A 21,921-nucleotide genomic window follows, 5' to 3' on the forward strand; every position below is an offset into this window, starting at 1 on the left:
CTTAATGGATAACTCAAAAAATATAGTGTATCGTCTGGGTTCAGGCTGTGAACTAGATGATATTGTTGTTGGAAATACATATGAGGTAAAAGTTCAGGGTTTTGCCAAATTTGGAACATTTGTTTATCTTAACAATCATGTAAAAGGCCTGATTCATATAAGCAATGTAAAATCGGATCACAAGGAAGGAGAAACTCTCTATGTACATGTCAATAATATTCGGGATAACGGGAATATTGACCTTGAAGAAGTTGCTTTAAAAGAAGGCTATGAAATTAAAACAGTTCAATGCCAGAAAATTTCAATTCGTCTTTCTGATCTTAAAAACAAAGTTGGAAGAAATGTAAATCTTCAGGCCGAGGTTGCTCAGATAAAACAAACTTCCGGACCTACAATATTTACTCTGGTTGATGAAACCGGCTCGGAAAATGCAGCTGCATTCATAGAAGCCGGAAAACGTGCATATCCTGAAGTAGAGCTTGGAGATATGGTCTCATTATCAGGTGAAGTGATGATGAGAAACGGTCAGCTTCAGATTGAAGTAAGTTATATGGAGGCTCTTACCGATGAAGAAAAGGAGCAGGTGAAAGAACGTATTGTAAAAGCAACCGAAGAAAGAGCCAGACCAAAAGATATTCCTTTTTTAATTGAAAGTGAAGTCCTTCAAAAGCTTAAGCCTGAAATGCAAAAGGTTGCCCAGATATTAAGAAAAGCAATTTTTACAAATCAGCCTGTAATCTTAAGACATCATGCAGATGCAGATGGAATTGTTGCCGCAGTTTCAGTTGAAAAGGCAATAATAGGACTTATTCGTGCTGAAGGAGGAGATCAGGATACTGAAAACCATCTGTTTAAACGTGCACCTTCAAAAGCGCCTTTCTATGAGATAGAGGATGTTACAAGAGATTTGGATTTTGCATTAAGAGATAACGTCCGTTTTGGTCAGAAGATGCCTCTTATTCTTATGATGGATAATGGCTCAACGGAAGAAGATGAACCATCTTATAAGGTTGCAAAAGTTTATGATCTGCCCATTGTTGTCGTAGATCACCATCACCCTGATGAGTCAATTGACAAATATCTTGAGGCACATGTCAACCCTTACCATGTTGATGGAGATTTTGGAGTAACAGCCGGAATGCTTGGTGCTGAACTTGCAAGGATGATTTATCCGGATATTGAAGATGAGATTAAACATTTCCCTGCAGTGGCAGCAGTTGGGGACAGAAGTGAAGCCCCTGAAAGAGAGAAGTACCTGTCACTAATCTCTGATAAATACTCTGAAGATGACTGCAAGGATATCGCTCTTGCATTAGACTATGAACAGTTCTGGTTAAGGTTTAATGATGGAAAAGAGATTGTAAAAGATATTTTAAATGTCAATAATAATCCGGACAGACACAAAAACCTTGTGAATCTATTGGTTCAGGAAGCAAATTCTGCAATTGATGAGCAGTTGAAGACTTCTCTTCCACATGTGAAAGACAGCGTCTTGAAAAACGGCTCACATCTGTTCACAATCGATGTTGAAATATTTGCACATCGTTTTACATTTCCTCCGCCCGGTAAAACTTCCGGCGAAATACACGATCTTCTGTGTAGAAAAAATGAAGGAAAACCGGTTGTTACATTAGGTATAGGTCCAGATTTTGCAGTTATTCGTTCCAGAGGTGTTTTAATGAATATTCCTCAGATGGTACGTGAATTAAGAGATGAGATTGAAGGTGGCGGTGTCAATGGCGGCGGACATCTTGTTGTTGGATCTATAAAATTTGTAGAAGGTATGAGAGATATCGTTATTAAGAGTCTTGTTGAAAAAATAGGTAATTTTACAACAGAATAAATAGAATATAAGACATTTAAATCTTTATTCTAAATCATTAATATATATGAGCTGAATTTTAGCAATTCTTTTGCCAGATTCTTTTCAGACACTTTTTCTAACCAGAAATTTAAAAAAAAGGATTTATTCACGAAAAATTTATATGTTGGTTTGACTAATAAAGATTTGATTTATCGAGGGGAATATGAGCGTAGAAGATGAAATGAATAACGAATACACCTCTACTCAGCATAAGATTTTGTTCTACTTAAAATCCGGTCTTGAGAAGGGTAAGCGTTATTTTAAGTCAAAGTATATTGCAAAGGATCTTGGGCTTTCTCCTAAAGAAGTTGGCACAAATCTTGCAATACTTGCGGAAGTCTGTGAAGAATTAGAGATTTCACGCTGGAGTTATTCCAATAGTACTACTTGGAAAGTATCTCCGCGTTCAATCCTTTAAAAAAACTCTTTTGTGAATTTCGTTAAATAAATATATTTTTCAGGACAATTGTAGGATATGTCAAAAAAGGTTATAGAATTTATTTCAGATATTGAATTCATTGCAAATATTGATGAAAATAAAGACTGTATAATGAATCAGAGTACTCACCAGGATGCGGCAGAGACGAATATTGATAATCCAAACGGACTCTGGTTTAATATTGATGTTCCCAAAAATCATGGTTTGAAACAGGGTGAAAAAATTCGGATTATTATTGAAAAAACAGATTAGAAATTTATTTGTCTTTTTTTACAGGAAATATATATTGCAGGTCATGAATAAAGCAATAATAAATATTTATATGGTAAAATCAACGATTAAAATATACAACAGTTTAATTAAATTTTTTACAAATTCATATTTTAACGGAGTCAGTTGATGAAAAAGCATACAGTGCAGATATTTCTTATAGGGTTGCTTTTATTTGCTTTAATATCTGTTTTAGGAACAGCAGGATGTACAGAAAAAAAATCAGGAATTGATGCAGATATTGGAGAACTGGAACAGACGATGACAAAAGCTGAAGAAAGGCTCTTTTCTATCAACTGGAATTTAGATAATCCCGGCAATATCCGTGCGGAACTTATGGCCTCAGAAAAAGATTTTAAAAATGTATTTGACAGTCTTTCTGCAAAACAGCCATCTACACAGGAAGAATCTGAGAGACTTTACTCACTTCGTGCATTGTCGTGTTCATATATTGATATGATAGCGGCTATGATGGATCTTGCAAATGTTTTTGAGCATTATAACAGTGCCAATGATTATTCAGCACTTTATGAATATTATAACTGGGAAATTGAATTGAGGACTGCTGATGATGCTCTTGCATCTGCAAGAAACAATTTGTATTCGGCAAATTACAGAATATCCGGTGTTAATATGAATATGGTCCCATTAGACCTTCAGGGAGATATTACATCCTTCAAAGTCAGGATAGATGAAATGGAAAAAATTCTGGACAATCTTGCTTCTGAATTTGAAGAGGCACTTAGCTAAATTATGGTTAATTTGAAATTTTAAATATAACTTTATTTTTTTTCTGTTTTTAAAGCATCTAATTTACAATACAGTCTTATTATTTTTAAGCAATGTTGTTAAAATTTTTAAATTACCAATTGAATTATCTGAATTTTCAAAAATCTGTTTGATATAATGGACCTTTTTTTCAATTTCTGAGACTTTTTTGATTTAGTTGTGTATAACTCAAATCACACGCTATATTCAATTCATATGATTTTGAATATAGTATTTGAGCATAAAAGTGATTTTTTAAAATTTTTTTATGATATTTGGATTATTCAATTATACTGGCAATTCTTAATGACATTCGGAATTTTTCACTCATATTTTATTGATATTTATTTTTCACTTACATACTTTACTGAATGACTATTGGTGATGCGTCTTTGTCAAACGGATTCATCCTCATCTCAAGGGAAAAGAGATATGGATAATTCTTACTCAGGTAATTCATATAGTCAACCCATTCAAGAATTAAACTTTTATAGACCCTTTTTACATCTATTGATAAATGTGCAAAATCTGTCTTTGGAAGACAGCTGAAATCACCCCTGCATTTTAACTCTTCTGCCAGATGAAATACTGCCCGCAATGATTCTGTAAAAGATTCATGTTCCAGAAGAATTGGATTTTCAAGAAGTCTTAGCATAAATTCACGCTTTGAAACCAAAAATTCATTTAATGAAAAAATATCAATTTCATCAATCTCAAGAGAACCTTTGTGTTCTATAATAACATTTTTGAGTGTTTTGAAATCTTCATCCCCAAAATCAGGTTTTACAATCAGTTTATCACTTATTTTTTTATAATCAGGATCACCTTTTGTGATACAGGTAATAAGATGGCTTCCAACTTCTGTAAAAAAAGCTCCAATAACCATATTTAATTTCTCAAGTTTTTCGCGTTTTGCACGGTGGGCCAGCATTTTGTTAAGGACAATTGTCACAAGCAGGACATTTATTGGTAAAAAACCAAGAGAGTTGAATATATAATTAACTGTATCTCCGGCATTTTGCAAAAGAAGATATTTTACAGAATATATGAAAATTGTAAAACATATAAGTAAAACCGCAAGTTTCATTTCCCAGTTTATTTTTATCATATTCCAATTATTAAGTTATTATCTGATAAAAAAGATGTGAGTAAATGGATTTTCAGGAATAAGATTACGATTAATAAAAAAATGAAATTATCATAAATAATATATCAGATGATAACTTTTATTTCATATGGGAAAATTTTTATTTTTTTTAACTTTGGCTATATTTGGTCTGGTACTAATTTCATCCGGATGCACAGAAAGTACAGATAAAACTTATTCTGGAACACAAACTGGAGATGTGGCTCAGCCCTCTCAGGTACAGGAGAGTTCTCAAACTGTTTTTTCATTGATTCCAACAGCAACTGACAGTATGCCCTCGAATCTTATTTTTAGTGTCGATGCTTCAAAAGATCCAATATCCGGTGCAATAACAGTTATCTCACGCGGTGGCGCAGGTCAAAACCTTGCAGAAAACCTAAATATCAAGGTTTATCTTTCAACAGGAAAAATTGTTGAAGAAAACATATCGCCGGATGTAAACTCTGAATTTGTATGTGATGAAGGAACAAAAGGAGAAGACCGGGTTGTTGTAGTTGTATCTCTGCAAAATGGCGAGTCATATAAGATTTATGATGATGTCTTAGATTACAGAAAATAGATTAAAAATTTTATTTGGTTGCAATAAAATTAATATCAGGATTTTTAAAATCCTTTTTATACCTGTTCATTTTTGGATATTTGATAATTTATCTTTTTTTTTGATTGATTTTTCCTTGTCTAAACCGTTTATTTTGGATAGAATCTCCGGAATTTGATTAGTTTGTATAAATTCATCTTTCATAAATATTTTGTTATGACAATCGCCTGTTATAAAAGTATTATATGGAAATCAGGTTGTTCATACGAAAATAATTTTTTTTTATATGAATGATTACAAAAAAATCTGTTTTAGAAATATGTCTTATAAATGCTGAAAAAATTAATTTTTAGAAGCAGTTCCACCATTTGGATTGAATTTTTTTTAATTTTTTCGCCATCTTTTCTGTGACCCTGAATGAAATATCATTTAGAGATTCCTTTAATAAAGGTTCATATAGTGAAGGTTCTCTGATTCCTGACAGATCCAATCCTGCCAAAGCGGCAATTATTGCAAGATTCACATAGGGTAGTCCACCTTCAACACTATATCCGCCCTCAAGGACACCTGTAACCCTTCCACTGCATGTTAATTCTGAAAGATATACTGTTTCTGCCATTAAATCTGCATATCCTTTTGCAGTCAGTGCAAGTGATGAATGATTATCTGTGAAATGGTTGTCCTGACCTGCCGAAACTGCAATAAAATCAGGTTTAAATTCCAATGAAGCAGGAATAATAATCTCTTTCATCAGGTATCTGTATACATCATCACTGCTTCCCGGAGGAACCGGCATATTAATTGTTTTACCTTTACCCTCACCTTCTCCTGTTTCTTTTATCTTTCCGGTTCCCGGAAAACAGTTATCCTGATGAATTGAAATATATAAAACATCAGGATCATCATAAAAAATATCCTGAGTCCCGTTTCCGTGATGAGCATCCCAGTCAATTATTACAACACGCCTGCACCCGCATTTTTGTACGAACCGTGTCATTACTGCCACATTATTGATATAGCAAAAACCTCCTGCAAAATTTCGTCCTGCATGATGGCCGGGCGGTCGGACAAGAGCAAAAGAATTTCTCACATCTCCTGAAAGTACAGACTCAGCCGCACATATAGCACCTCCTGCAGAGAGAAAAGCCTTATCCAAAAATCCGGGTGGAGCATAAGTATTTACATCAAAATTTCTGCCGGATTTATCCGCTTCTTTGAGAATTTCAATATAATTTTCTGTATGAACAGCTAAAATATCTTCTTGATTTGCTATTTTAGGATCGATTTTTTTTATGCCTGATTCCATCCATATTTCTTCTTCATCAAACATATCCAGAGTATATGCAATTCTCTCTTTTCTCTCAGAATGAACAGGATTTTGTTCATGAAGCAGATAATTAAAATGAGAGACAATTCCTGTTTTCATGATACCTCTGAGGAAATTCCCGGCGGAATTGAGACACATAAATCAACAATCCGGCCTTCTATTTTTTTATCTTTTACAACGTCATATGAGCGAAAACTCTTCACAATTACATTTTCGCAATCATCCTCTGGAGAACCTGCATCCATTGCAGTTTTCCTCAATTTTAAGATGCAGTCTTCAATTAATTCATCATCATCAAGATATTTTTTGAATTTGTCTAATACTAAACCATTTACAGACATTCTGGATTTTCCACTGTCATAATGTACGGACAATGAAAGACTTAATTTTGAAACTGCAACTCCAACTGCGCTGGCTGATTCTGCATGTTCCGGAATAATCACTTTAATTTTGGACATTTCAGAGATTTTTGGACCCAATATTGGTGATAAATATCCGGCGGCTATAATGAGTTTAGGAGAATAAACAGATAGGGCATACTCAACTCTTTTATAGAAATCCTCAACTGCCCTATCTGCATAATTCCTGTTAAGATTTTTTGATGAAGAAAAATCACCAATTTCCTGACCGCAGACGTTTAAGGCATCAGTTAGTGTATAAGAATAGCCTCCAAATGCACGTGCAGGACCTTCTCTAAAAGGTAAAAGACCCCCTGCTTCTACAATACTATCTCCGCCATATGGAATTGATATAGAACGTATTCCGCCGATACCGGTATCTTTTCCTTCAAATTCAACAGGCCCTTCCTTTGGCATTCCATCTTCCATTGGAACAAAATCAGTTGTCGTTCCGCCAATATCAATTACAAGTGCATCCTTAATTTTGGAAAGATAGCCTGAACCTATAACAACTGCGGCATTGCTTGAATTATAAAGAACAGAAGGATTGTTATATGTCATATCAGGAGAATAAAGGCCGCCGTCTCCCTTCATGAAAAAAAAATCACGGTTTGGAAAATGATTATTTATTGTATCTCCTATATCCAAAACAACACCTTTTATCTGTGCATTCATTCGCGTTGCCGCAATTCTTGAGGGATAACCAATTGTTCCTATATGATGGCTCAGAGCTTTATTTCTCTCTTTGAAATAATCTTTTGATATTTCTGAAACCTTTTTTTCAAGAACTGGGTTTCTGACAGAAAATTTACATGAAACTGCCAGATAATCAGAGTTTGATTTTTTTAAAATAGTCTTTATCTCTTCAGAATCAATATCTTCTAGTATATCTCCTCTGATAGATATTGCACCTTTAACTGAAAACGGGTGAAAAAGACCCGGACCTGAAATATTAATTGTGCAGATATCATTTTCAGGTTTTAAAAAAAGTTTGTTTAAAGGCTGAGATGTGCTTATTGCAAGTTTGCCTTTTATTCCTGTCTTTGAAAGAACTGATGAAATTCCCGTTTTGTTAGACAACTTTAATGTCTCTATTGCATCGTTTTTGATAAATGCAATATCAGTGTTTGTTCCCCCAACATCAATTCCTGTAAACATTATCAGTTATCTCCGGATTAGGCCTGAAAAAGCGGCTTATAATTGTAAAAACAAATTTTATGAAGTTATTTTTGAATAAGAATTTCAGATGTTTCAGACACGGTTATCATAAAAATCAGATATTTATTTTTATAACAACATACTCATTCAATATACGGTGTAGCTTCTCTCTTCATCGGTACAACATTTGCTCCTTCCATATTTCCAAGCGCCCACGAGTATCTCTTGCGAACACCTTCGGGTAAATCCTTCTCAGGCAACTCCTTAAATCCATAAACACTATAAAAATCAGTAAGATGTTTTACTGAGTACATGTAAAGGGTATCATTATGGCATGCCTCCACAAGAGCACTGACAGCCAGATGAGCATAGCCTCTTTTTCTAAACTCCTCGGGAGTGAATACCCCGTCAACCTCGTAGCTTATGGATGGTTTGTCAGGATGTTTTCTGCATCTTGCAACAGATACTAGCTGACTGCCAAGAAAAACTCCAAAAATACGATCTGTTTTTGGATCTCCGGTTGTTTCATGATAGTCAGTCCAGATTGTATTTGCCTTTATAAATTCAGAACTTTTTAATTCCCTAATATCAGGGATAATTCCTTTTTTACCAGATGTCTGAGGTTTTCCTGTATCAGTCAGGTTCATTCTTGCATTGCTTTCTTTCATAAAAAACTCCATTTAAATTATTCTATAACCTTCAGATGGAATTGAAAGTTCAAATCTGGCACCTTTACCCGGAATACCTGTCTCTTTAATTGAGATTTTTGTAATTGAAATTATGTCCTGCATCAGGAAAAGACCTCTTCCATAACTCTCATCAGAATCTCTCTTTAAAAGTTCTTCTTTGTCAGTTTCAGGAATACCTGGTCCGTTATCTTCATAAATAAGTGTACATCCATCAGGACTTAACTGATAGGTGATAATAATTTTTGTAACATCTCCTGCAAGGTTTGCAGAGTTATCAATTAAATGATAAAGTGCTTTTGAAAAATTTGGGTCTGCAAAAACCTCAAGCCTTTCAGTCCATGGTTTGAAATAAATCTTTTTGAGATCCACTTTCTCAGCGGCTTCATTTGCTGCATTCTGAACTGAAATCCATGTTGGAGGTTTTGTACCGATAGCACGAAAACCGCGTGAGATTCCAAGTTGTCTTTCAATTCCGTCTGCCGATTTTTTTACTTCCTCAATAAATGAGATAACATCCGGATCATTAAATCTTAAAGTTCCAAGCCTTAAAGTGCCATATAATACAGCAAGCTTTTTGGAAAGATCAGTTCTTATAATACCTGATAATGTATTGAGCTTTTTAGAAGTATTGCTTAGAGCAGATTCAGTCATTATAATATCAGTGATATCACGCATAGATTCAATGCCGGCAATTTTTTTTCCCGATTCATCTTTTACAGCCACAGAAGAAAGATTAAGGTATATACCGCTCTGGTCTCTAAAATGTGGAATTCTGACTTCTGCTGAGTATCTGCCGTCTTCATTTTTATAGTCAGGATACTGCTTTTCAATTCCTTTTTCTTCTGAAACAATATAATCAACAAGCATTGGAATTCTATCACCGTAAATTACCAAAGAGTGCTCATAGTTATTTTTCCCGATAATCTCTGATTTTTTTACATTTGTAAGCTTCTCAGCGGCTTTGTTCCATGCAGTAACTGTTCCGCTTTTGTCTATTATGAAAGTTGCATCAGGAAGTGATTCAATGATGTCATTTAACAGGTTTTCCGAATGCCTAAGATTTGAGGACAGGTATGAAACCAAAAATCCGACAAATAAAAATGAAAATGCTCCTGAAATTTTCAAAAAGTTTTTAGAAATATCTGTCCCCTGGGCAAAATCAGGTACTGATATAAAGTACATTAAAGAGAGAAATACCAAAAAAGGATAACATTTTCGCGGGAAAAAACTAGCTGAAATTATCAAAGGAAAGAAAAAAATTCCTGATAGCAAAAATTTAAATTCAGGAAAAATCCCTGATAAATTTATAAAAATTGCTATAATTGTTGTAATAAATACTAACATTAATTGTTTTTTAGTTGCAGGGTACATTTTTTCAACAATTGATTTAATATCCATGAGAACTCCGTTTTTTAAATGATAAAGGATTATTGAGAATTATCCGAATTTCGAATAGAATTTTCCGGCACAAGTAATTCAAATCTTGCTCCTTCTCCTCTTTTACCGGTTTCACTTATTTTAATTCCGGTAATTCCTAAAATTTCTCTTGATAGGAAAAGTCCAAAACCTGTATTCATACCATATTCATATGAAAAAATTTTTTCTTTGTCATTGTCCTTAATTCCAACTCCGTCATCCTCACAATATATACAACAATTTCCGTCTCTTTTCTCTGATCTGAATCGTATATAGGTTATTTTATCGCCATACCTGACTGCATTATCTACAAGATTTGAAAAGACTTTCTCAATTAGTGAATCTGCATAAATATCAATATCGTGTGAGATATCGTTTTCAAATCTAATGTCCCCGACATTTATGTGATTTAGAGAATTTCCAACAAGAGTGTGAAGTGAATGCCATTTGGGTGAATACTGGCCAATTTCCTGATAATCTTTTGTAAATTCAATTGTATTTTTTGTTTTTGTTATCATGCCAAAAGCTTTTTCAAGATTTTTACGTGCAGTTTCGGGCTCTTCGTCCCACAGCATATTTGTAATTTCAAGATACCCCTGAAGAGCTGTAAGCTGATTTAATAAATCATGACGGGTAATGCTTGCCATCAGCTGGAGTTTTTTATTTGCTTCTGCAAGGGCATTTTCAACCCGCTTTCTTTCTTTGTTTTCAGCCGATAAATTCTCATTTAAAGAAATTTGATCTGAAAATGCTTTTTTAAGTTCTTCATTCAATGAATTTAGCCTGTCATGAGCTTCTTCTATCTCAGAATTCTTTTTTACGGCAACACTGTATGTAGTGAGAAGGATATTTAAGATCTCATTCTTTCCTGAATTTATCTTGTAATTTTTTCCCAGATAGCTGAAATTAAATGGATTTATAGTTTTATTTTCGTTATTGCTGATAATATCCGGTAATATATCAATTATTAACTTTTGAATATCCTCTTTTTGATAAGGTTTGATTATGAAATAGTCAGCACCGGCTTCAAGCCCTTTTATCAAATCCTCTGCATCAAAAAGCTGTGTTACAAGTATTACAGGTATGTGTGCTGTCTCCTCAGAGGTTTTTATTTTACTGCATAATTCATAGCCATTCATCTCCGGCATTACTATATCTGTCAATATCGCATCTGGCATGAAACTGCCAACTTCCATTAAAGCTTCTGAACCATTGTCGGTGATAAGCACCCTGCATCCTTCTTCTTCAAGAATAAACCGAAGAAACTTTGCCTGAGTCCTGCTGTCTTCAACAACAAGTATTTTCAGAGATTTATTTGAACTATTGTCGGTCATAGATTACTCCAGATTATTTAAAATGCCCAAAGACAGAGATTATATAAATCGGTGAGAGGGGTATCATAAAATGATTATCTGAATGAGAGATGAGAAGTAATATTTTATAAATATATCTTTTTTTTACAAAATATTTTTCTGGTCTGATTCATTCTGAGTTTATTTTTTCAAGATTGTTAACAAAAAATTTCATGATTTTTTAAAGAGAGAGATCAAAATCAAATTTAATTTTTCAAATTTGATTCGAGAAGATTTTTAACAATGCTTATAAAATTATCTTCAGAAAAGCCATCTTTTGTAATGTATGCATTTGCACCGGAGATTAATCCCTGTTTTTTATCTTCAGGGCTGTTAAGTGACGTTATAAGAATAACGGGAATTTTGGAGATTCGGCTTTCACTTCTAATTTTCTCGGTAAGTGTAAAGCCGCTCATTCTGGGCATATCCACATCAGATACGACAAGGTCAAAATCCCAGTTTTCTTTTAATCTTAAAAATGCTTCTGTTCCATCAGAGGCAGTTTCAACATTATGTCCTCTTTTTTTTAGCATATTTAAGATGTATTGTCTTGATGTTACAGAATCCTCCACAACCAGAATTTTAGCATAATGTTTTGGATTGCTATTATAATTTTTAGATTTATTTACTTTCTCTGCTCCCATAACATGTTTTAAGACATATTCTATTAATTCAAGGGGATCTAATACAAGAGCAGGAATACCGTCTCCTAATATAGCAGCACCTGAAATCTTTTTAACATGACGGAGCTGAGTACCAAGACTTCTTACAACAATCTCCTGGACTTTCATAACCTCATCAACAATAAAGCCTATTTCTCCGACTCCATACGCAAGAATTACTACGGAAACTCTTTTTTTACTTTTTTGAACAGATCCTCTGTAATCTTTAATTCCAAGAGCATCAGAGAGTCTGATGACTCCTATCTTATTATCTTCTAATTTTATTGTCTGATGGATTAGATTGTAGTCAAGCAGGTCTGCATCAATATTTGTTACTTTTTTAACATGTTGTTTGGGAAAAACAAATTTCTGTTCACATGCTGAAACAACAAGACCTCTGAAAGTTGCAAGTTTTAAGGGCAGATTAATTGTAAATTCTGTCCCTTTGCCCAATAATGTATTTAATTTAATGTCTCCGTTTAAATGGGAGATAGTATCTGCAACTATTGCAAGACCAATTCCTCTTCCGGATATTTCTGTAATTATATTACTTGTTGTAAGCCCTGATCTGAAAATCAGATCATTTACTTCTTCCTCAGAAATTTGAGAGGCTTTTTTGTCAGTTATGATTCCTGTTTCAACAGCTTTTAATTTAATCATATTGCTGTGGATACCCCTTCCATCATCAGATATTTTTATTCCGACCTTGCTTCCTGAAAGAGTGTATATTTTTATTTTTATCTCACCTGATGGGGGTTTCCCTGCCTTAATTCTTTCCTGTGGGTCTTCAATTCCATGATCTATGCTGTTTCTTATAAGATGCATCATGGGATCTTTTAATGATTCAAGAATACGCCTGTCAATCTCAATTTTTCCACCTTCAACTTTTAAATTTACTTCTTTTCCAAGACTCTTTGAAATATCTCGAATATATTCAGGAAATGATTTAATCATTGAATTGAAGGGTAATAGAACAGCATCATGAATTAGATCAGAAATCTCGGATGTTGTTGTTTCAAGTTCAGATCTGTCAAGTTCAGAAGCCCTTATATGTCTTGATAAATGATGTTCCAGATCAGTTACAAATTCCCTGTTAAAATCCAGAAATTTTATTACATTTAAAAAACTTTTTTCAAATAAGGGAGGCAGACCTGAAAATTCAGATGAATTTGACAATTCACGTATTTTGTACATTTCATCAAATATCTGACCGTCATTCCAGTGCCATTTCTCAAATCCGGAGATTAAATTTTCAAGTTCTTTAATTCTCTGGGTAAAAGAAAGTCTTACTGTTAAAAGGTCATCTGATCCTAAAATCAGCCTGTCCAGTTTTTCTGATGCAATACGAACAGTACTTTTTTTGGAATCTGTTATATCCGGGCTTTTTGTTTTTCCAGAATATGTATCTATATTCCTGTCGAAGGTACGGTAAGAGAAAGAGTCTTTGTTATCTGAAATGTTTTTATAGGAATTTTTCTCATTATCTTCAAAGACTGAGGCTTTAGAGGCTGTATCTGAAAAATTATTTTTCAAAGATTTGTCATAAATTTTATCTGTTTCAATATTATCAGATACATCGTTTTTTCCAGTAAAAATATCATAATTTTCAGTTTTATCTTTTTTTTTGGCAGACAAATCCTTCAGTTCTACAATTATCCCTGAAAAAGAACCTTCATCATCATTTTCTGACAGTTTTGATCTTACATATTTTATCGACTGATAAAAAGTATCAAAGGCCTTATCATCAGCTTCAAATTCATCTTTTAACATTGCAGAAAATATATTTTCCAGATTTTGGCATATTGATACAATCTGTGGTATATTTACAGCACGAGCCGCACCTTTTAAACTGTGAGTCTTTCGATAGATATTTTCAACAATATCCATATGTTTTTTTATATCAGATTTTTCAAGGACAATGAGTCCCTGAGATATATCCTCAAGGTACTCAAAAGCCTCTTCCCTGAAAGTCTCAAGCAGTTGTTTTCGGAAGATATCATCAGTTTCTTTAGTCATAGAACTATTCTATACGCGGAATTTTTCTGTAATATTCTTAAGTCTTGTACCAAGTTCATGAAGGTCTTCTGCGGTTTTTTCAGCCTGACGTGTGATTTCAAGATTTTTCTGTGCAGCATCCCGAATATTTACCATAGCAGTAGATATTTGATCCATTCCGGAAACCTGCTCTTGTATTGAAGATGCACTTTCAATTGAAGCTTTTGATGAATCTGCAATAGATCCTGCAAGAACCTCGATTGCCTCGGAAGCTTCACGGGCGAGAGATACAGCATCAGATACCGATTTGTTGCCCTGCTCTGTTGATACAACTGTTGATGAAACGCCTCTTTGAATATCAGTAAGAATTGTTCTTATCTTTGATGTAGCCTGTTTGGACTGTTCTGCAAGATCATGAATCTCATGAGCAACAACTGCAAAACCTCTTCCAAGTTCGCCAGCTTTTGCGGCTTCAATGGATGCGTTCACAGCAAGCAGATTTGATCTCTCAGAGATATCTGTAACCGTTGCAATAATCTCACCTATAGCCTGGCTCTGTTCAGAGAGTTTGATAACATTGAGTCCCACCTGATTCATCTGTCTTTGAATCTGATTCATTCCGTCAAGGATTTCTTTTACTGACTTCTGGCCGTCAATAGAAACTTCTATTGCTTTCATTGCCTTTTCTGAAACAGATTGCGTTTTCAAACTGACCAGATCCGTTTTTTTCCTTACAAGCTCTACTGTATCTGATGTTGAATTAACAGTAGTTGCAGTCTGCATACTGGCAGATGAAAGCTGATTTGTGACTTCCAAAATATCACTTGATGCAGATGAAAGGACTGATACACCTTCATAAATCTCTTCTGATATAAGTTTCATGAGACGTGACAATTCAATACCAATTGTGTTTAAGGCATCACGGTATGCAATAAAATCTCCGGCAACAGGGATTTTTTCATCAAATCTTGCTGTGAAATCTCCGGATGCATAATATCTTGCAAGACGCATCGCTTCATTTACAGGTTCTGTTATTGACTCAAGAGTTTTGTTAAAACCCGCAATAATCATCTTATATCCGCCTCTGAACTCTTTTTCATTGCCTCTTACAGATAAATCTCCTGCCCTTGCAGCATCTGTCATTTTTATTGTTTCTTTGTGAAGGTGATCAAGAGACTGCATCATCATCTTTAGTGCAGGGCGGATTTCATCATTTTCATCAGTAACAGGAAAATCTTTAATATATTCTCCCCTGGCAATGCTTTTGATATTTCCTACAATATTCACCTGAAGGTCATCGGCAAATTCATCCATTGTCCTTGCCATAACACCTATTTCATCCTTTCTGCGGGTATTAAGTCTGGTGGATAAATGTCCGTTTCTTAAGTCCTTAATCATCTCGACAACCTGTTGAAGAGGCTCTGAAATAGAGCGTCCAAAGGTAACTGCAATAAAAACTCCTATGCAGATAAAAATTGCACAAACAATAACAATACTATTTCGAATAGTTTCAATAGGCCCTGTAAAATCATTTAAATCTGCTCTTGAAATTATAAACCAGTCAAGAGGTTCATAATAGACATAAGCATCAAAATAATTGTTTTCTTCATCCTCACGAACAAAGCCTCCTTCCCTGTTGTCAAGCATATCATGGAAATATATTTGATCAGAGATATTCTGGCCTTCCATTGTCGGGTGCACCAAAACATTTCCGGCACTGTCAACAACATACATAAAACCGTTTGTTCCAACAACAGTATTTTTTATACTATCTTTAACAACTGCCAGGGTTTCTCCTTCTTCTGTTCCAACAAATAAAATCCCAATTATATCTCCGTTTATGTCGCGAATTGGCTCATAGGCTGTTACATAGTTGACGCCAAAAAGCTCTCTTTTGCCATAATATGTTTCACCATTATTTACAGTAACATCATAAACATTTTCTGTAAGACGTGTTCCTACAGCCCTCGAACCATCTGTATCTTTGACATTTGTTGATATTCGTATTGCATAACTGTCATTGAAAACCTGGAATATTGTGGCCGCTCCCCCGACAAGATCCTGCACCTGATCTACTATCTGAAAATTATCATTGGCAACATATTTTTCACCTGTATCTGTAGTTAAGACCATCTTGCCGTCAATAATCTCAGGTTTTCCTTTTTCATAAAAATTCTGTCTTAGAACGTTTAGATCACTATTTACTTTATTGATTGTCAGTTTGTAAACATCATTGGTCCACCCTTTCATATCATTGACCTGGGTTGTCAGAAGAGTTTCAGTTTCCTCGTTGATAACACCGCTTGAACTGGAGTATGCAACAATTCCTATTGAAAGTGAGGGCAGAATAGATAAAAACAGACAGATTACTAAAATCTTTGTTCCTACTTTCATATTTGAAAAAAAATCAGCCATTTAACCAGACCTCCGCTACATTATAAAAATCTGAATTTTTTATAGATTATTATTCCAATCTATTCATAGGATTAATAATTCTTTCTTTTTACATTAAAATCTTCATAAAAAAAAAGATTTTATTTTTAATCATCAATAATCATATCATGTGATAAAAGAAGAGCTTCTGCATCAAAGACAATTAAAGAATCATCAACTATCCCTTTTATGTATTTTCTAATATCGGCGTTGTATCTGATATCATCACTTTCCTTTATTTTTTTAGCAGGAATTGTTCCAACATCTGTAATATAATCTGCGAGTATTCCAAAAGTGATTTGTCCATTTGTTAAAACAATTACAATATTTAAATCTGTAATTCCTGTGCTTGGAAGAGAAAAAAATTTCCTTAAATCAACAAGAGAGATTATTTCGCCTCTTAGAGCGTAAATGCCTGATATGTATTCCGGAACACCAGGAACAGGTGTTAATCTGTCATAAATTAAAACTTCCCGAATATATTTCATTTCAAATGCATATTCTTTATACATTATTCTGAAACGAAGAAGATCAATTGTTTCATCCTCCCATGATTCTGTCTGACTTTTTGCAATCTGTTTGCTTCTATTATCCAGGATTTTTTTTATCTCTTTAGGCGTTATAGATTTTTCATCCGATGTGTAGAACTGTGCCAGATTCTGTTTGAGATTTTCTTTTTTTGGGATAATTAATTCATTACTGTTTTTTGACTGCAAAGAGTCGTTATAAGTGTCAGAATCAACTATCTCTTTATAGTTCATAGAAGATTGGTTATTTTTAATATATTTGATATTATTTCTATTTTTAATCATTTCATATTCAGGCATATTTAAAAGATTTTTAAACATTCCCATACTTCCATATCTGATGAATCTCCCGGGTTCTTCTATTAACAGTATAACGCCTGTGGCCAAATCTCCTATGTATATTTTTAGACCATTATTATCATACTTTATGTGTTCTTCGCTTTTTTTATGATTTTTTTCTGTTAGTAAATCTTCTCTTCCATATACTCCGATTATACTTCTGACCCATAATGAGGAATGCCTGAATTGTTCATTTGAACCACTGTCAATTATTATCAGGTTGTCAGTTGTTGAAGGCTTTGCTACCTGTTCTCCAAAAAAATTAATGATTGAATATACCGGGATTTCTTCACCATGATATGAAAAAAAGCCTTCAATCTCTCTTGAAATATCATCATTTGATTTTGATGAGGATTCATCGTTAGTTTTAGATTTTTGAGTTATATCCAGCATTCTTAGAACAAATGTAATCTTTGAAAGAGGAATTGCGCAGAGCAGATCTCCGGCTATGAACAATAGTACGTGATCTGTTAAATCTTCCGGCATTATTTGCTTAAGATTTTTTAGAGATTGTGAGTAAGGCATATTCTAATTGAGTTATTGACTTTTCATTTAATAAATTTTAGTGAATGTAAAAAAAAAGAAAAATCCCATTAAATTCTCTGATTAAAAAATACAACATATATAACTTTTAAAATTAAAATTTATCCTGTAAATCAACTTAGATTTTTATGATGGACTTTTATGATTCATTTTTTTAGAAGTGTTTTAAAAAAATTACTGCAATTTAAATTGCAGTTTTTGATTAAATTTATTAGAGGATTTATCCGTCTGAAATTTGTTTGAACAACAAACAAACCCATCAGTGATAAATTATGGTTGCCAGATAAAAATCTGACAGTTTTTGATTTGGGTTCAGGATATTGTGTACAACTTAGTTTTTACTAAATATGTTAAAAATCTGGTCATCACCAGTGTCATTTAGACGTTTTCTCTCAACCGGCTCTTCTACAAGTGAAAGCAGTGGAAGATCCATATTAACACCAGGAACGTAACCGAACATATTCTCCATTTCAACCTGAATTGCATGCATGTAAAGAGCATTTGGAATATCCATTGCACAAAGTTCTTCACACTGACCACAATTTATACAGGAATCTGATATATGTGAGTATCTGATTAAATGGAACATAAATGGTGGAGGGATCTGTCCCGGAGTAACAAGATAGGGTTTCTTTGTAGAACACTCGACACAATAGCAGATAGGACAGTTTTCAATACATGCATAACATTTTATGCATCTTGAGGTCTCGTCCATTATAAACTTCAGACGGTCCTTGCCTTCGCCGAGTTTTGCAAACTGTTCTGCACGTGCCTTGTCGGCAAGTTTGAACATTGAGTTTTCGATCTTTGCCCTGATTGCAATACCCTGTGGATCTGCGTCAGTAGTTTCAATTGCACCGGATGAAGATGCTTTAGAGACCAGTTCTGCACCTTTGTCAGAGCATACTTCCACAAATGTTGCTTTTCCGGCTTTATCTCCAATAACACCCCAGTTACCACATGCAATGTCACACTGTCTTGGAACTTTTGTTTTACAGCGTTGGCAATTGGCACGACGTCCGAATCCTTCTTCTTCAAGGTCATCGATTTTTATACCTTTGTGCTCACCATCTTTTGTGATGATAATGAACTGACCTTTATCTATTTCTTCTTTTACAACATTGTCTGGGTTAATTCCAAACTTTTCCTCAATCATTCTTCTTCCTGCAACAGGGCTTATTGAACCACCGCAGTTAAGACCAATTGAGTATATGTTGTCAAGGTTGATTTGCTGTCTTTTTGCAAGTTCATAAAGTGCTTTTGCATCGCAACCCTTCAGGGTTACAGCAATTTTCATATCTTTTGCACCATTGAGGAACTTTTTTATATGTTTTGGCAGTAGAAGAGTGCCGCAGTGGAGTGAACCGCCAAGTCTGTCCATATCTTCAGGTTTTGTGATAAATGCAGGTTTTGCAGTATAGATATCATAACCTTTTTCAACTGCAAATACTGCATCAACAAGGCCGGTTTCAAGGGCGTTTTTAAGAATTGCAGTTACTGCACCGCCACATTCTCCTCTTTCAAGACATGCGGGATCTTTTGCCCATGCCAGTAACATATCACCTTTTGCTGTCATTTTCAGGCCTCCTGAATTTTTTCTACCTTTATAGCACAGGCCTTGTACTCAGGAATCTTGGATACAGGATCCAGTGCATCATTTGTAAGTCTGTTTGCAGGACATTCTGCAAAGTGGAATGGCATGAACATAACACCTTTCATGATATCTTTTGTAACCTTTGCATTAACCTCTACTTCACCACGTCTTGTTATTGCACGAACCTTCTCGCCGTTTACAATTTCAAGTTCCTTTGCATCTTCAGGGTTGATTTCAATCCATCCGGTTGGAACCTCATGGTCAAGTGTCGGGGAGTTTCTGGTCATTGTACCTGTATGCCAGTGCCAGATTGTTCTTCCGGTTGTGAATATATATGGATATTCAGCATCGGGAACTTCTGCAGGTGCTTTCCATTCAAGTGGTGTGAGAATTCCAAGACCGTCAGCGGTTGCAAATTTCTGAGTATGCAGAATAGGTGTTCCGGGGTGGTCTACTTCAGGACATGGCCAGTGAAGTCCTTCTGGTTTTTCAAGCCTTTCATAATTCATACCGTGATATGATGGTGTAAGTTCTGCAATTTCATTGAAAACATCTTCTGATGTCTCCCATGAGAACTGGTCAGCATATCCCATTGCTGCTCCTATTTCGGCAATAATTTTCCAGTCAAGTTTTGCTTCACCAGATGGATCCTGAGCCTTCCTCCATCTCTGGACACGGCGTTCAGTTGATGTCTGTGTTCCGTCTTTTTCTGCATAGCAGGTTGCTGGCAAAACTACATCTGCAATCTGTGCTGTTTCGGTCAAGAAAATGTCCTGAACTACGAGGAATTCAAGTGATTCAAATGCATGCTTTGCATGGTCAATGTTTGGATCAGATAAAAGCGGGTTTTCACCCATGATATACATTGCTTTAAGTTCTCCTGGGTTATCGGACATTACGTTGACCATTGTGGTGACTTCGTATCCATTTTCTCCAGGAGCAATTCCGTCAGGGAATCCCCATGCATCTTCAAATTTTTTGTATGCAACAGGATCGATTACCTTTTGATATCCTGTGAAAACTACAGGGAGTGCTCCCATATCACAGGCACCCTGAACATTGTTCTGTCCACGAAGTGCATTTACTCCGGTTCCTGGTCTTCCAAGGTTTCCGGTTACCATCTGAAGGTTTGCTGTTGACTTTACATTGTCTACACCAACTGTATGCTGAGTGATACCCATTGAGTAAAGAAGTGCTGCACTTTCTGCTTTGGCATATACTTCTGCGGCTTCTCTAAGTTGGGCTGCCGGAATTCCGGATATCTTCTCAACATTTTCAGGAGAATATTCATCTTTCATTACAAGTGCTTTAAGCTCTTCAAAGCCCGTTGTTCTGTTTGCAATGAATTCTTTGTCTTCCCAGCCATTCTTGATGATTTCATGCATAAAGCAGTTTATAATTGCTACATCACTGCCTGATTTAAACTGCATGTAAATGTCAGCCTGTTTTGCAGTAGGAGTGTATCTTGGATCTGCGTAGATGACTTTTGCGCCCTTTTTCTTTGCACGCATTACTCTACGACCAATAAGCGGGTGCTGTTCAAAAGTGTTGCTTCCAATGATAAAGACGCATTTTGCCTCTTCAATATCGGGTATTGAATTGGTCATTGCACCTGATCCAAATACTGCTGCAAGTCCTGCTACTGTTGAAGAGTGGCAAAGACGTGCACAGTGATCAATGTGTTTTGTCTTTAATGCACCACGTGCAAATTTCATGAGTGCGTAATTATCTTCATTTGAAGTACGAGCTGATGAAAGACATGCTATTTCAGATGAATTGTAGCTTTTAAATTTCTCTGCAATAAGTTTGTATGCTTCATCCCATGAGGATTCTACGAATTTCCCGTCTTTTTTAATAAGTGGGACTGTCAGTCTGTTAAGACTGTTTATAAATTCATAAGCATATGTACCCTTGGGACATGTTTTACCTTCATTAACAGGTGATCTTTGAAAAGGAGCATTACCTACTACTTTTCCATCAACAACTGTAAGATAAAAGGTGCAACCTGTTCCACAATATGGACAGGTTGTTGGAACGTACTTTAATTCCATATTAACTATACCTCTACGAGTAAATCTATAAAAGGTGAATATTTAAATCATACTATTTGTCTTTCTAAAAAAACCATTTATTTGATGCTTTTAATTAAAAAGAAGTTTAAAAAACATAATTAAAATTAATTTATATTTTTGAAAAGTTAATTATATTCAATTAATTCTCTTGTATTTGGTGTAATGATTTTCTTTTAATTTTGGAGAATATTAAATACGCGCTATATTCTTTGTTATAATTTAAAAAAAAATAGAAACTGCTTCTTAATTAATTAGCATATTTATACTGATAATCATTGATCTATATTAGGGATGCATTTATTAAATGTAAGGCAAAAGAAAGGTCAAAAATTTTTGATTTGAAATATGTAATAATCAAAAATATTTTTTAATTTTATCTTTATCTCACCA

16 protein-coding genes are annotated in these 21,921 nt (G+C 34.6%); 5 read left to right on the forward strand and 11 right to left on the reverse strand.

The features are described from left to right. Positions 1 to 4 precede the first annotated feature (4 nt). The 4 genes from L1994_RS05130 to L1994_RS05145 all read left to right on the forward strand — a co-directional run bounded on the left by L1994_RS05130 (position 5) and on the right by L1994_RS05145 (position 3,323). Positions 5 to 1,843, forward strand: a complete 1,839-nt coding sequence (locus tag L1994_RS05130; RefSeq protein ID WP_278100609.1) for a DHH family phosphoesterase — start codon at positions 5 to 7, stop codon at positions 1,841 to 1,843. Positions 1,844 to 2,027: 184 nt separating this feature from the next. Beyond that, entirely contained in the window at positions 2,028 to 2,282 is a 255-nt protein-coding gene (locus tag L1994_RS05135) for a DUF7123 family protein (protein WP_278100610.1), read from the forward strand. A gap of 57 nt (positions 2,283 to 2,339) precedes the next feature. Then, a complete protein-coding gene (locus tag L1994_RS05140; protein WP_278100611.1) occupies positions 2,340 to 2,555 on the forward strand; it encodes a hypothetical protein in 216 nt (71 codons plus the stop codon). A gap of 147 nt (positions 2,556 to 2,702) precedes the next feature. Next, complete coding sequence (locus L1994_RS05145) at positions 2,703 to 3,323, forward strand: hypothetical protein (protein ID WP_278100612.1); 621 nt, start codon at positions 2,703 to 2,705, stop codon at positions 3,321 to 3,323. Between the two features lie 382 nt (positions 3,324 to 3,705). Here L1994_RS05145 and L1994_RS05150 read toward each other — a convergent pair whose 3' ends face one another. Continuing rightward, the gene (locus L1994_RS05150; protein WP_278100613.1) at positions 3,706 to 4,449 is read right to left on the reverse strand and encodes a hypothetical protein; all 744 of its coding nucleotides are present in this window, start codon (positions 4,447 to 4,449) and stop codon (positions 3,706 to 3,708) included. Between the two features lie 154 nt (positions 4,450 to 4,603). Here L1994_RS05150 and L1994_RS05155 point away from each other — a divergent pair, with 154 nt between their 5' ends. Continuing rightward, positions 4,604 to 5,047, forward strand: coding sequence for a hypothetical protein (locus L1994_RS05155; protein ID WP_278100614.1), 444 nt, complete (start codon positions 4,604 to 4,606; stop codon positions 5,045 to 5,047). A 328-nt stretch (positions 5,048 to 5,375) separates the two neighbouring features. Here L1994_RS05155 and L1994_RS05160 read toward each other — a convergent pair whose 3' ends face one another. From L1994_RS05160 to fdhF, 10 genes are all read right to left on the reverse strand, one after another. Continuing rightward, positions 5,376 to 6,452 (reverse strand): histone deacetylase family protein, encoded by a 1,077-nt coding sequence (locus L1994_RS05160; RefSeq protein WP_278100615.1) that lies wholly within the window; start codon positions 6,450 to 6,452, stop codon positions 5,376 to 5,378. Beyond that, positions 6,449 to 7,909 (reverse strand): hydantoinase/oxoprolinase family protein, encoded by a 1,461-nt coding sequence (locus tag L1994_RS05165; RefSeq protein WP_278100616.1) that lies wholly within the window; start codon positions 7,907 to 7,909, stop codon positions 6,449 to 6,451. Before L1994_RS05165 ends, L1994_RS05160 begins: the two co-directional genes overlap by 4 nt. A gap of 143 nt (positions 7,910 to 8,052) precedes the next feature. Further along, complete coding sequence (locus L1994_RS05170; RefSeq protein ID WP_278100617.1) at positions 8,053 to 8,577, reverse strand: GNAT family N-acetyltransferase; 525 nt, start codon at positions 8,575 to 8,577, stop codon at positions 8,053 to 8,055. Between the two features lie 12 nt (positions 8,578 to 8,589). Continuing rightward, positions 8,590 to 9,780, reverse strand: a complete 1,191-nt coding sequence (locus L1994_RS05175; protein ID WP_278100618.1) for a PAS domain S-box protein — start codon at positions 9,778 to 9,780, stop codon at positions 8,590 to 8,592. 245 nt (positions 9,781 to 10,025) lie between these two features. After that, a complete protein-coding gene (locus L1994_RS05180; protein ID WP_278100619.1) occupies positions 10,026 to 11,348 on the reverse strand; it encodes a hybrid sensor histidine kinase/response regulator in 1,323 nt (440 codons plus the stop codon). 224 nt (positions 11,349 to 11,572) lie between these two features. Continuing rightward, complete coding sequence (locus tag L1994_RS05185) at positions 11,573 to 14,044, reverse strand: hybrid sensor histidine kinase/response regulator (protein WP_278100620.1); 2,472 nt, start codon at positions 14,042 to 14,044, stop codon at positions 11,573 to 11,575. A gap of 9 nt (positions 14,045 to 14,053) precedes the next feature. After that, the gene (locus L1994_RS05190; RefSeq protein ID WP_278100621.1) at positions 14,054 to 16,438 is read right to left on the reverse strand and encodes a methyl-accepting chemotaxis protein; all 2,385 of its coding nucleotides are present in this window, start codon (positions 16,436 to 16,438) and stop codon (positions 14,054 to 14,056) included. Positions 16,439 to 16,563: 125 nt separating this feature from the next. Then, entirely contained in the window at positions 16,564 to 17,808 is a 1,245-nt protein-coding gene (locus tag L1994_RS05195) for a chemotaxis protein CheW (RefSeq protein WP_278100622.1), read from the reverse strand. Between the two features lie 388 nt (positions 17,809 to 18,196). Next, a complete protein-coding gene (locus L1994_RS05200; RefSeq protein ID WP_278100623.1) occupies positions 18,197 to 19,441 on the reverse strand; it encodes a Coenzyme F420 hydrogenase/dehydrogenase, beta subunit C-terminal domain in 1,245 nt (414 codons plus the stop codon). A gap of 2 nt (positions 19,442 to 19,443) precedes the next feature. Next, positions 19,444 to 21,510: a formate dehydrogenase subunit alpha gene (gene fdhF / locus L1994_RS05205; protein ID WP_278100624.1), complete on the reverse strand. Its 2,067-nt coding sequence runs from the start codon at positions 21,508 to 21,510 to the stop codon at positions 19,444 to 19,446. Positions 21,511 to 21,921 lie beyond the last annotated feature (411 nt).

Origin of the sequence: Methanomicrobium antiquum (assembly GCF_029633915.1) — an archaeon.
Classification (GTDB): domain Archaea; phylum Halobacteriota; class Methanomicrobia; order Methanomicrobiales; family Methanomicrobiaceae; genus Methanomicrobium; species Methanomicrobium antiquum.